A 12919-nucleotide genomic window follows, 5' to 3' on the forward strand; every position below is an offset into this window, starting at 1 on the left:
TGCGCAGACGCTTTGTGTTCGGAATTCTTAAAACCAGCCTACTTTGCGCTATCCAGCGCGAACTCTGAGAACTTTTCTCCCGCGTACGTCTCATCTTCACCGTGAATCTGCACGAGCAGCGGCACATTGAGCTCAAGAGTCATAAGACCGATAATGGATTTTCCGTCAATCCTGTCGTAGGGATTAGCCACATTCACCACATCAATATCTGATGTCATCTTCTGGCATACAGAGCAGAAGCTCTTGATCTGCTCCGGCGTAGCAAATCTTACTTTCATTTCAAACATACTTTTGTACCTCCGACATTCAAAAATGCTACTTTCGTAATATACACTATTTCGAATGATTTTGGTATATTTTTTCAAAAAAATCGTGTAAATTTTCCTCAGGGAGACATATTGCGTTCCAAAGAGACATATGCTATAATGCCAGTAGGCAAGAAAAGATATCAAGTCTCCATGTGAGGCGCATGCGAAGACCCCGGAGTGTACCAGACTCCGGGGTCTTCTATTCCTTTTTCCGGCGCGGAGGCTTAATCCGCAGGCTAGTTACCACTATTCATCACTGTCTAGCCATTTGCAGATAAGGTGGCAAACCACACCCGCCATGACAGTGACAAGAAAAGATATCAACAGCTCCATAGAAGCGCACCCCCTTTCCGTACCAAGGTATAGGGGCGGTAACATAACTATTATATCACGTCGCTGTCTTCTATTCTACATTTTCCATAAATAATTTACATATTTTCATTTGATGAACATGGCGTCGCCAAAGGAGAAAAATCTGTATCTTTCCTTCACCGCCTCCTCGTAGGCGGCCAGCACATGCTCCCTCCCCGCCAGGGCGGAGACCAGCATCAGCAGGGTGGACTCAGGCAGGTGGAAGTTGGTGATCAGGCAGTCCAACAGCTTGAATTTGTAGCCCGGATAGATGAAGATATCGGTCCAGCCGCTCCCGGCCCGCAGGTGCCCGTTTTTATCTGCCGCGGACTCGATGGTCCGGCAGCTGGTGGTCCCCACGCAGATGACACGGCCGCCCTTCTCCTTTGCCCGGTTGATCTTCTCAGCCTCGCTCTCCTCGATCTGATAAAACTCCGAGTGCATGTGGTGCTCCAGGATATTGTCCACCTTCACAGGACGGAAGGTGCCAAGTCCCACGTGAAGGGTGACACTGGCAATGTCCACTCCCTCGTCCTTTATCTCCCGCAAAAGCTCCGGCGTAAAGTGCAGTCCTGCCGTGGGGGCTGCCGCCGACCCGCTGTGCTTTGCGTAGACTGTCTGGTAGCGGTTCTTGTCCTCCAGCTGGTGAGTGATATAGGGAGGCAGGGGCATCTGTCCCAGCTGGTCCAGTATCTCCTCAAAGATGCCGTCGTAGGTAAACCGCACAAGACGGTTGCCCTCCTCCACCACATCAATGACCTCTCCTATCAGAAGACCCTCCCCAAAGCTGATCCTGGCACCCGGCTTCGCCTTTTTCCCCGGCTTCACCAGCGTCTCCCAGACATTATCCTCTTTCCTTTTCAACAATAAAATTTCTATCTTTGCGTCCGTTCCAATCTTGGACCCGATCAGCCTGGCGGGGATGACCTTTGTGTCATTGATGACAAGGCAGTCCCCTGGGTGCAGGTAATCCTTGATTTCCCGGAACACATGGTGAGATGTCTCCCCGGTCTCCTTGTCCAGCACAAGGAGCCTGGAGCTGGCCCGGTCCTTCAGCGGGTCCTGGGCAATGAGCTCCTGGGGCAGATCGAAGCTGAAATCCTGTCGTCTCATTTCCATATATCTATTCTTCCTTTCTCCGCGGTACAGTGCGTAACATAGCGATACAGGGAGCCGGATCGGTCCCCCTGTATCGTATCACATCTTCTCTGTCCGCGACAGCTCTTTTATGAAGCTATATACGCGGTCTCTATTCCTACAGGTCTACTTGCGCAGCTCAATCCCCATCTCCTCGAGAGCGCCCAGGATGGCGTCCATGGCCTTAGACACGTCCGCCTCCTCGAGAGTCCTGTCCTTTGCCCGGAACACGATGGAGTAGGCAACAGATTTATGTCCCTCTTTGATCTGGGCTCCCTCGTAGAGGTCGAAGAGAGCATAGCTCTCCAGGTACTGTCCGCCCTTGTCCTCAATGACCTTCTCCACCTGTCCTACCATGATCTCCTTGGGCATCACCATGCTGATGTCTCGGGTCACGGCCGGGAACCTGGCAATTCCCTCGTACTTCCTGTCAAAGTTTGCCCGGGATACGACCTCAGGCATATCGATAACAGCCACGTAGGCCCTCTCGCCGATGCCGTAGGTGTCCGCCACATCCGGGTGAACCTCGCCCAGGTAGCCGATCACAGTTCCATCGTAAATGATGTTGGCCTGGCGTCCCGGGTGCAGGAAGGTTTTTCCTGCCTTGGGGTCATAGATTTCTTTCTGGGAGAGGCCTGCCTTCTCCAGGAACTCCTCCACAACGCCCTTCATGCTGAAGAAGTCTCCCTCCCCGTACATGCCGAGGGTAAACTGCATTCTCTCCTCGGGCAGCTCTGTCAGGGGCAGAGCCTTGGGAAGGTAAATATTTCCAAGCTCATAAAGCCTTACATTTTTATTTCTTCGGTTGTAGTTTGTAGCCAGGGACGTGAGCATGCCGTTTAAAGACATAGTCCTCATGATGCTGTAGTCCTCCCCAAGGGGGTTCATGATGCTGATGGCCTTTCTCTCCGGCGCGTCCTCGGGGAGCAGGAGCTTGTCAAACACCTTCGGGCTCTCAAAGGAGTAGGTCATGCCCTGACTGAAGCCGCAGTATTCCGCCACGTTTCTGGCCACCTCCTCGATGCGCAGCTTGAAGGACAGCTTTCCTGTGGTGGCCTCGCCTTTGGGAAGCGTGGTGGGGATATTGTCATACCCGTAGAACCTTGCCACTTCCTCCGCCAGGTCCGCAAGGCGAAACAGGTCGTGCCGGAAAGTGGGGGCAATCACTTCGTTTGTATTTTCATCGTATTCCAGATCGATCATGCGGAAATACGAGAGCATATCCTCCCTGGGGATGTTTGTTCCCAGGAGAGCATTGATCGCATCCGCGTCAAAGGGCACGCGGACAGGCTCTTTTTTCCTGCTGTAAACATCTACCATGCCGCCGACCACTTCGCCGGCTCCCATCTCCTCCACAAGCTGGCAGGCACGGTCAATGGCAGCCTGGGCGTTGTTGGGATCCAGCCCCTTCTCAAACTTGCCGGAAGCGTCTGTGCGCAGGCCCACCTTCTTGCTGGACTTGCGGATGTTGGTGCCGTCAAAGCAGGCCGCCTCAAAGAGCATCGTCTTCACATCGTCGGTGATCATGGAGTTCTCGCCGCCCATGATGCCGGCAATGCCCACGGATTTCTCCCCGTCGCAGATCATCAGCACAGAGGGATCCATCTGCCTCTCCTGTCCATCCAGAGTGGTGAATTTCTCCCCCTCCTCGGCGCGCTTCACAATAATCTCATGTCCGGCAATGGTGTCCAGATCATAGGCGTGCATGGGCTGTCCGTACTCCTCCATCACGTAGTTGGTGATATCCACCAGGTTGTTGATGGGACGGATACCCACAGAGGCAAGCCTTCTCTGCATCCACTTGGGTGAGGGGCCGATCTTGATATTTTTTACAACTCTGGCGCAGTATCTGGGACACAGGTCTGTGTCTTTCACGGTCACCTTAATATAGTCGTTCACATCCTCTTCATTTCCGGTCGGTGTCACCTGGGGCGGGCAGAACTTCTTGCGGAAGGTGGCCGCCGCCTCCCTCGCGATACCGATGACACTGTAGCAGTCCACCCGGTTGGATGTGATCTCGTACTCAAAGACCACGTCGTCAAGGCCCAGCAGCTTCACCACATCCGCGCCCACCTCTGTATCCTGGGGCAGGATGTAGATGCCGTTCTCCGGCGCGTCCGGATACATGTCCCGGCTGGAGCCCAGCTCCTCGATGGAGCACATCATACCGTTGCTCTCAATGCCTCTCAGCTTCCCCTTCTTGATCTTGATGCCGCCAGCCACACGGCTTCCCGGCTCGTGGCCTCCCGCCACGCGGCCGCCCGCCAGGACAACAGGCACCTTGTCCCCCTCGTGAACGTTGGGCGCGCCTGTCACGATCTGTATAGACTCCGCGCCCACATTCACCTGACACACGATCAGCTTGTCCGCGTCCGGATGCTTCTCGATCTTATCGATCTGGCCCACCACGATCCTGTCCAGATCCGCGTCCAGCTTCTCATAATTCTCTACCTTTGTCCCGGAAAGGGTCATGGCGTCCGTGTACTCCTGCGCAGTGACATCCAGATCCGGCACATATGCTTTTATCCATGATAATGATGTATTCATTGTATTCTCCTTTACGTTAATAGTTTAACAGGGGACGTAACACTTTTAAAAAGTATTACGTCTGAAATTACACTAACTGGTGTACTATTGTGTGTATTGTGTCTAAAACTGCTTCAGGAACCGGATATCGTTCTCGTACAGAAGCCGCATGTCATCGATCTCATACTTCAGAAGGGCAATTCGCTCCAGGCCGACACCAAAGGCGAAGCCTGTGTACTCATCCGGGTCAATGCCGCACATCTCGAACACATGGGGATGCACCATACCACAGCCGAGGATCTCGATCCAGCCGGAGCCCTTGCAGAAGCGGCAGCCCTTTCCGCCGCACTTGAAGCAGGTCACGTCCATCTCGGCGCTGGGCTCCGTAAAGGGGAAGTGATGGGGACGGAATTTCGTCTTTGTCTCCGGCCCGAACAGCTCCTTTGCGAAGACTTCCAGGGTTCCCTTCAGGTCAGAGAAGGAAATCTTCTTGTCCACCACAAGTCCCTCGATCTGGTGGAAGGAAGGAGAGTGGGTGGCATCCACCTCATCGGAGCGGAACACGCGTCCCGGCGCGATCATACGGATGGGGAGCTTTCCCTGCTCCATGATGCGGGCCTGCACAGGGGATGTCTGTGTCCGAAGCACAATATCCTTGTTGATGTAGAAGGTGTCCTGCTCATCCTTGGCCGGATGGTCGGCGGGGATATTCAGCTTCTCAAAGTTGTAGAGGTCGTACTCGATCTCCGGGCCCTCCACCACCTCGTAGCCCATACCGATGAAAATGCGCTCCACCTCGTTCAGGGCGATAGTGTTGGGATGGCTGTGTCCCACCATATTTTTCTTCGAGGGAAGTGTGACGTCGATGACCTCCTGCTTCAGTCTCTCCTCCCGGATCTTCCTCTCCATATTCTTCTTTGTCTCCTCCAGGAGCTCCTCAATGGCCGCTCTCGTCTCGTTGACCATCTGTCCTACCTTGGGGCGCTCCTCCGGTGCCACGTCCTTCATAGCCTTCAGAACTGCGGTCAGCTCTCCTTTTTTGCCCAGGAACTTCACCCGCACTTCGTTGAGCTTTTCAGGCACATCGGAAGCTTCAATCTGACGGATCGCCTCTTCTTTAATGCTTTGTAATTTCTCTTTCATCATTTTTCTCCTTTTCTTTATGAAATGTAACACAGGGACGTTTTGATCGAATGGAGGACTCGGTTCTCCGTTCAACATTCAATAAAAAAAGCCTCATCCCTGAAAAGGGACGAGACATACAAACCCGCGGTACCACCCTGCTTCCCGCTGCGCTTTGCGCGGCGGACTCTCAGACATGCGTAACGTGCACAAAGACGGCACACCCTACTGGCCGATCAGACAGCCCTGTTCAGATGCGCGGCTCACGTGGGAAATTCGATCCTCATCTGAACCCGGGGAAACTTTCAGCCAGCGATCTCCCCTCTCTGCCGGAAAATGAGTCTCTACTTGCACGGTCAAAGCCTTTCTGATATTTCAATCGCTTTTTTCATTTTAACACAAGAAAACGGGATGTCAAGGAAAACCCTGCCCGCAGGCGGACATTTTTCCCTTGCGTCAGGAAAACATTTTGTCAGCTGTCAGCTTGTTCAGCTCACCTCCCAGCAGGATACTGTACATACAGCAGTAGAGCCAGAGCATGATCAGCACAATGGTTGTGAGGCTCCCGTACATATCTGAAAACCCCTGGAAAATATCCACATACACGGAGAACACCCAGGAGATAACCATCCAGGCCAGGGCTGTAAACACAGATCCCGGGATCTGCCTGCGGAAGGTATCCTTCCGGTTGGGGAGGAACTTGTAGATAAGCAGGGAAAATCCCATCATCACCACCGGCGTGATGACGGTCCGCCGCTGGATCAGCCAGTCCGCCACCGGCTTCAGGAATTTCACGTGGCTCGTGATAAAAATGTTCAGCGTGTTTCCAAAGACAGAGACCACAAGAAGCAAAAGGATGACCACGATAAAGAGCACCGTGTAGATGGTGGACCGTATCCGCAGGAAAACATAGTTTCTCGTCTCATGACAGCCGTAAATGCAGTTCAGTCCGCCTGTCATGGCCAGCACGCCCTTGCCCGCAGACCAGAGTGCCACCAACGCGGTCACAGGGATGATGCCCATGGACTGATTGTAGACCTGATTGACAATAGAGACGATCAGGGAGTCCACAGAGGAGGGAAACACCTGCACCACCGCGGTCATCACATCTGCCTTTGTGACCGGCGTATACTGCACCAGAGTCAAAAGCAGCAGGATGATGGGGATCATACAGAGCATAAAAAAATAAGCCGTCTGGGCAGCGTAAGCCCCCACATGGTCTTTTCCCACTTCCTCGGACACATCTATCGCTTTCTGAAAAATCTTCCTGATCATAGTCCTCCCCCGCTGTCATTTTTCAGGCAGGCAGCGGCTCACCCGCCATTTTTATAGAGAAATCATACCATCTGCCCGCAAAATATTCAAGCTGATTTCTCCGCCGTTCCTCTGTCCATCCCTCATCCGATCTCCACATCCCGGTAGAACAGCTGCAGGATTTCCCTGTAATCCGCCCCCTGCTTTGCCATCTCATTGGCCCCGTTCTGGCTCATGCCGATGCCGTGGCCGAAGCCCCCTCCGCTGATAACAAAGGTGTCGCCGCTCCTCTCTATGGTAAAAAATGCGCTGGGCAGAAGGGACGTACTCTGGCTGGTGCTGCCATCATTTTTCGTGATGGTGTAGCCGCTCCCGCCCAGGGCCGCGCGTATCTTGTTCTCCGTGTCCACCGTGACGCTGCCCGCGTCCCCGGAGGCCACGATCTGCAGGGCCACATCTCCGGGCCCCCGCTTTGTCACCTCCACGCCAGAGAGGGTACCCACATTCACCCCTGTATTTGTGCTGACAAGAGCGGACAGGGTCTGGACCGGTACCTGGGCCGTCCATCTGTACCAGGGCAGATCCTTCTCATAATCCCCGTTGTCCCCACAGACATTCACGCTCTGCAGGTATCCGCCTCCCTCCCCGGGGTCTGTTCCCCAGGCCTCCAGACTGGTGGTCCTGCCGCAGGAGGTTGAATAATAGTATGTGGTGGCGATCTCCCCTTTATACCTGACAACCTGTCCCTCCGTCTCAGTCACGGCCCGAGTGCTGCTCTCCTGCCTTTCACTGTTGTTGTACACCTGAAAATCCGTGCTGTCGTTGACATGGGCCTCATACTCCGGATAGCCGTAGGAGGTCATCTGCCGGAAGGCGTAGCTCCTGGCGCACACCGCCTGGGCCTTCAGGGCCTCCAGCTCGTAGGAGGCGGGCATCTCGCTTGGCACCACGCCGCACAGGTAAGTCTCCACGGGAAGCTCATTGATTACCGCTATACCGCCGGAGGCCGCCCGCAGCTCCAGGGCCCCGCTGTAGGAGGGGACACCGCAGCCCCTCTCTACGCTCTCCAGCCTGATCTGCCCTCCCTGGCCCAGAGACTCGATCCGTATATTCCCTTTCTGGAACCGGGCATCGTCCGGGAGGATCTGATATGTATCCGCCTTGTTCCACTCAATACTCTCCCCTGCGCAGCTCACCCGCAGTCCCGCGTCCGAGGAGACTCTCACTTCACTGTGGATCTCGCCGCCATAGCCCGTTGTCATGAGGAGCACCCGGATCGTGCTCCCGGAGGTAGGCTCCGGCAGCTCTCCCTCCGGCACGTCCAGCCTGCTCTCCGTGTCCGTGCCTCCAAAGCCCCCCTCCTCCCGGGAAATCATGTGGACGATCCCGGTTATGAAAAGCAGCCAGATGAAAATGGCTGCTACATATCTTCCATAAACATTTCTCTTTCTTCTTTTTCTGAATGATGTTCTTCTCAAAGCTGTCCCTTTTTGCACCTTTTTCTTAAATGTATGAAAAAAGACAGCTGCATATACGCAGCTGCCTTTCATCTTTTGTACATCCCCAAAATGCCGGTTCCTGTATTTTGACTCCTAGCCGCAGCCAGGTGGGCGTCCGCATCTGTTTTTCTGTCTTCCACTGCTAGTACGGAGGCCTGACATATTACAGAGATAATAAGAGTCCCGTTTAAAGTTTTGTAGGTTCAAAATTACAGGAATTGTCGAGCATCCCAGGTTTCCTAAAGACATTATACTCTATTGTCTCCATCTTTTCAACTAAAATATACTTCCTGTATTTACCTGTTCTTTACACGAATTTTTCTTTTCCGTCCTCCGTCCGCAAAAAAGCAGCCCAGATCACGAAACAGTCGTCCTCCCTGCAGGCGCCAATCTGCCCGCCCATCTGCTCTGTCAGAGTCCGGGCGATGGACAGCCCCAGGCCAGTGCTCCCGCTGCCGTTTTCCACCGTATAGAACCTTTCAAAGAGCCTGGCCGCCTCCACCTCGTCAAGTCCTGACGCGTGGTTGGCAAAGGTAATTCGACCGTCCGGATGCAGGGTGATCTTCAGGTCTCCGTCGCTGTACTTCACGGCGTTGCTGATAATATTGCCGAAGATCCGCAAAAGTCCATCCCGGTTGGCATACACAAAGACCTCTTCCTCCGGCATACGTATATCCGGCGTGATCCCTTTTTCCTTCAGGACTCCGTAAAATCCGGCAGCGCTCTCGGCCAGGACAGCTCCCAGGGAAATCCTCTCCCGCTCCCTGTACTTTTCCGTGGAGACAATGACGGAGTACTGGAACAGCTCCTCCGTCAGCTTTGTCATAGCCTGGATGCGGTTTTTCATGACGTCCAGATACTCCCGCACTTCCGGAGAGACCTGCTCCCTGTCCAGCAGCTGCATGTAGCCGCAAAGGGCGGTGAGCGGCGTGCGCAGGTCGTGTGAAATGTTGGTAACCGCCTTTTTCAGCTCCGCGTCCCCCTGCTCGTACCGCAGCCTCGCCTGACGCAGATCCTTCATCTGCCTGTCCAGCTCCGCGGCAAGAGCCCGCATCCTCCCGTCCATGGCGCCGATATCAATCCCCACGTTAGTGTCCTCCGCAAGACGCGCTCCGCACTGGAGACGCAGCTCATCTGCCCCTCTTCTCATGGAAACTATTTTTATCCCCAGTCCCGCGCAGACCAGCAGGAGCAGGCAGCAGACGCCTCCCAGCAGATACATACTTCTTCCTCCTCTACTTCAGATCCTTTCTCCGGAAGCCGAGCAGCCCGGCCGCTGTACTGAAACCCCCGACGATTACGGAGTACAGGCCCAAAAGGGCGGGATGAGCCGAGTTCAGTCCCGCAACCACATATCCCTGGGCCATGGGGATAAACTCTGTGAGAAACTCATAAATCTTCCTCTCTTGTCCTGTCAGATATCTCTCATTTCGGACTGTCTCCATGATGAAGCTCCCGTCCGCCGCCTTTGTGGCGGCATCATAGAATTCCGGTGCGGAGAGCGCGTTCATCAGGTAGGTGCTGTACATGAGCAGAGCAAAGGTCACCACCTGGCAGAGCACTGCCACCGCTGCCCTGTTCTGGCAGAGCATGGAGACCATGGTATAAATGGCAACCTCACAGCAAATGAGGAGCGCCCCCACCAGGGTGTAGGTTCCGACCGGTCTGAGGAATGCTGTTTTAAACCCGAACATGGGCACTCCCATGATGGTAGCTACCGCCATGAATGCAGCCTGCATCAAAAGCCCTCCCGCCGCGCAGGTCAGATAGCCGGACAGATAGATACCGCTTCTGGAGCACCCTGTCACAAGCTTGTTCCGGATCGTGCCGTCACTGTATTCTGTCCCGAGAAACAAATTCGTGAACGCTGCCAGGGCAATGCAGAGCATTATATAAGAATTGACGTAGATCCTCGGCAGCGCATACGACATATTCATATCATAGTTTACCATGGAGTTATACTGGGCAAGACAGATAGCCGCACTGAACAGCATCACCACCCCTGTAGCGATCCAGAAGACCTTATCCTTCCAGAGCCTGGCGAAATCCGCCCGCAGAAGCTTACGCATGGCTCTCACCTCCCATCAGGTTGATGTAGTAGCTCTCCAGACTCTCGTCCTTCTCCGTGAGTGCCAGCACTTTGCAGTCCTCGGTCTCCAGGGCCAGAACCATCTCCGTCACATCCCATTTGCCGAACACATCGGCGCTGTTTTCCGAGGTGACCTTGTACTCCATCTGTCTCTTTTCCAGCACCCGGACAAGGGCCTGGATGTCCGTCACTTCCACGCGGGTACATTTCCGGCAGCTATCCTCCAGCTCCTTTGCGCTCACCTCCCGGACAATGTGTCCTGCGTCGATAAAGCCGTAGTGGGTGGCCAGCCTGGACAGCTCGTCCAGAATGTGGCTGGAGATGAGGAAGGTGATCTTTCTCTCCCTGTTCAGCTTTAAGATCAGCTCCCGTATCTCAATGATCCCCTGGGGATCCAGTCCATTCACCGGCTCGTCCAGCACAAGGAAATCCGGATCCCCGGCCAAAGCCACGGCTATGCCCAGCCTCTGCTTCATGCCCAGGGAAAAGTTTTTTGCCTTCTTCTTTCCCGTGTCGCCCAGGCCCACAAGCTCCAGCAGCTCCTTTATCCCCTCAAAGGAGGGGCGTCCCAGCACCCGGTACTGCTCCTTCAGATTGTCCTCCGCCGTCATGCCGCCATAGATGGAGGGAGTCTCCACCACAGCCCCCATTCGTCTCCTCTCCCGCGAAAGGTTCCCCTCCGTATTTTTCTTCCCGTACAGTGTGTAGGTGCCGGAAGTGGGTGTCTGCAGGCCGCAGATGAGGCGGATCAGTGTCGTCTTTCCGGCCCCGTTTCGCCCCACAAAGCCGTAGATGGCTCCCTTTTCCACATGCATGGACAGTCCGCCCAGGGCCTTGAAGCTCCGGTACTGCTTGGTCAGATTGTCCGTGGTCAGCACATATTCCATAAAATTACCTCCTTGTCATCATTCATTCCAGAGCTCTTCTGAGCTCTGAACTCATGATAGCACAGGGCCGGTAAGCTTCCGGTTAAGGAAAGGGTAAAGAAACAGTTAACATTTTCAGTTAACATTCCTCCTGTCCCTGGCGCATCTTAAACCCGATCCCCCACACAGCCTCAATGTAGTCACAGTCTGTATCCCGCTTCAGCTTTCTGCGCAGATGGCTGATGTGGATCTTTAGGGATCCTTCCGTGCAGTCCGGCGTGTCCAGACTGATGGCATCCAGCAGCCGGGCCTTGGTGATCACCTGGGAAGGGCGGGCCATGAGCTGTTTTAAGATGGCAAACTCCGTGGGCGTCAGGTGCAGCAGCTCCTCCCCCGCCCACACCTTCCAGGCGGCCGTATCCATGCGAAGATCCTCGAACACGAGAATCTGTCCCTGAACGTCTTCCCCGGCCCCGGTACTCTCCGCCTGCCTCAGCTGCACCGCGATCCTGGCCAGCAGCTCCCGAATATCAAAGGGCTTGGTCACATAGTCCGCCGCCCCGCCAAGAAGAAGATCCACCTTGTTCTCCACATCCGCCTTTGCGCTGACAACGATCACCGGGATCCCCTGGATCCTCTTCAGCACCTCCTCCCCCGCAAGGCCGGGCATCATCAGGTCCAGGAGCACCAGATCCGGATTTGTCTTCTCAAGAAGAAGGAGGGCCTCCGTGCCGGAGTAGGCCCGGGCCACCTGATAGCCCTCGCCCTCCAGCGCCCTCCTGAGCATATCTCCGATATATTCATCATCGTCAATGACCGCGATCAGACTCATAACGCCGCCTCCCCTTCTGCCGGTGTCCTTACCTCGATGAGATGGCCGTCCGGATCATAGAACCGGAGCAGCTTCTGGCCTCCCGGCAGCTCCCGGAGGCGGTCCGCATACCGGATTTCCTCCCCGTATGCTTTGAGCTTTTCCACAAGCCCTTCCAGATCCCTCTCCTCAAAGTAGAGCTCCGCAGCGTTGTTGTGGGAAATAATCTCCTCTCCCAGGCACGCCTCCCACACCTTTTTGTCCTGGAGCACAAGCCCCTCTGTGAGCATCACATTCTCGTCCCCGTCCAGGGCCACCTCCAGGCCGAACAGATCCCCGTAAAATCTTTTGGCCTGCTCCAGATCCCGGACAGCTATCAGCACATTTTTCAGTCTCATATGCAGCCTCCTTTTCGTTTTCCCATAGAAAGAGTATACCCCATGTGGTCTGCCGGGACAACCGTTTCCCGCTCTCTCTTTCCATTTGGCCCGTCTGCTCCTCACAGGTCTTTCATCCGCTTCACCAGCCTGCGGTTCAGGGCAAATGCCCCTGCCACAATACACACGCCCAGCACGACGCTCCAGACAGGCATCCGCATGTCAAAGCGGACCCGCAGGATGAGGGAGATGGACAGGTACACGCCTCCCAGCACCTGGAGAAATTCCAGTATCTTTCTCTGGTATTCCTGAAGCTTCACTTTTCTCTTGTATTTTATAAACTTTCCCGCTCCGGAAATCCGTTCAAGATCCTCCATATCGTCATCGGATATGAGCGCGTCCAGACTCACCCCGAACTCTGTGGCAATCTTCTTCGCCGTGATCAGATCCGGGCATCTGGAGCCGTTCTCCCAGCGGCACACGGTCTGCCTGGACACATACAGCTTATCCGCCATCTGCTGCTGAGTCATCCCCCTCTCCTCCCGAAGCCTTCTGATATTATCTCCCAGCGCCATCATC

Annotated in this window: 12 protein-coding genes and 1 other RNA gene; all 13 read right to left on the minus strand. The window is 54.8% G+C overall.

Annotated features, from left to right (window positions below):
- Window positions 1-38: 38 nt before the first annotated feature.
- Window positions 39-287, minus strand: coding sequence for an HPr family phosphocarrier protein (locus tag NI21_RS0111605; protein WP_033126357.1), 249 nt, complete (start codon window positions 285-287; stop codon window positions 39-41).
- 459 nt (window positions 288-746) lie between these two features.
- Window positions 747-1772, minus strand: a complete 1026-nt coding sequence (queA, locus tag NI21_RS0111610) for a tRNA preQ1(34) S-adenosylmethionine ribosyltransferase-isomerase QueA (protein ID WP_033126453.1) — start codon at window positions 1770-1772, stop codon at window positions 747-749.
- A gap of 150 nt (window positions 1773-1922) precedes the next feature.
- Window positions 1923-4343, minus strand: a complete 2421-nt coding sequence (gene pheT, locus NI21_RS0111615; protein ID WP_033126358.1) for a phenylalanine--tRNA ligase subunit beta — start codon at window positions 4341-4343, stop codon at window positions 1923-1925.
- Window positions 4344-4445: 102 nt separating this feature from the next.
- Complete coding sequence (gene pheS, locus NI21_RS0111620; protein WP_033126359.1) at window positions 4446-5465, minus strand: phenylalanine--tRNA ligase subunit alpha; 1020 nt, start codon at window positions 5463-5465, stop codon at window positions 4446-4448.
- A 435-nt stretch (window positions 5466-5900) separates the two neighbouring features.
- On the minus strand, window positions 5901-6719 hold the full coding sequence (locus NI21_RS0111625) for a YihY/virulence factor BrkB family protein (RefSeq protein WP_033126360.1): 819 nt from the start codon (window positions 6717-6719) through the stop codon (window positions 5901-5903).
- Window positions 6720-6841: 122 nt separating this feature from the next.
- Window positions 6842-8176 (minus strand): SpoIID/LytB domain-containing protein, encoded by a 1335-nt coding sequence (locus NI21_RS0111630; RefSeq protein WP_242842854.1) that lies wholly within the window; start codon window positions 8174-8176, stop codon window positions 6842-6844.
- A 78-nt stretch (window positions 8177-8254) separates the two neighbouring features.
- Window positions 8255-8437, minus strand: a non-coding RNA gene (ssrS, locus tag NI21_RS16540) — 6S RNA.
- A gap of 67 nt (window positions 8438-8504) precedes the next feature.
- On the minus strand, window positions 8505-9419 hold the full coding sequence (locus NI21_RS0111635; protein WP_052084081.1) for a HAMP domain-containing sensor histidine kinase: 915 nt from the start codon (window positions 9417-9419) through the stop codon (window positions 8505-8507).
- A 13-nt stretch (window positions 9420-9432) separates the two neighbouring features.
- Window positions 9433-10266 (minus strand): ABC transporter permease subunit, encoded by an 834-nt coding sequence (locus NI21_RS0111640; protein WP_033126361.1) that lies wholly within the window; start codon window positions 10264-10266, stop codon window positions 9433-9435.
- On the minus strand, window positions 10259-11173 hold the full coding sequence (locus NI21_RS0111645; protein ID WP_033126362.1) for an ATP-binding cassette domain-containing protein: 915 nt from the start codon (window positions 11171-11173) through the stop codon (window positions 10259-10261). The genes NI21_RS0111640 and NI21_RS0111645 overlap by 8 nt, the downstream gene beginning before the upstream one ends.
- A gap of 118 nt (window positions 11174-11291) precedes the next feature.
- Window positions 11292-11984 carry a response regulator transcription factor gene (locus NI21_RS0111650; protein WP_033126363.1) on the minus strand — a complete coding sequence of 231 codons (693 nt, stop codon included), beginning with the start codon at window positions 11982-11984 and terminating at the stop codon, window positions 11292-11294.
- The gene (locus NI21_RS0111655; RefSeq protein WP_033126364.1) at window positions 11981-12361 is read right to left on the minus strand and encodes a VOC family protein; all 381 of its coding nucleotides are present in this window, start codon (window positions 12359-12361) and stop codon (window positions 11981-11983) included. The genes NI21_RS0111650 and NI21_RS0111655 overlap by 4 nt, the downstream gene beginning before the upstream one ends.
- A 101-nt stretch (window positions 12362-12462) precedes the next feature.
- Window positions 12463-12918 (minus strand): helix-turn-helix transcriptional regulator, encoded by a 456-nt coding sequence (locus NI21_RS0111660; protein WP_242842855.1) that lies wholly within the window; start codon window positions 12916-12918, stop codon window positions 12463-12465.
- Window position 12919 lies beyond the last annotated feature (1 nt).

Source organism: Eubacterium sp. ER2 (genome assembly GCF_000765215.1).
GTDB lineage: Bacteria > Bacillota > Clostridia > Lachnospirales > Lachnospiraceae > Claveliimonas > Claveliimonas intestinigallinarum.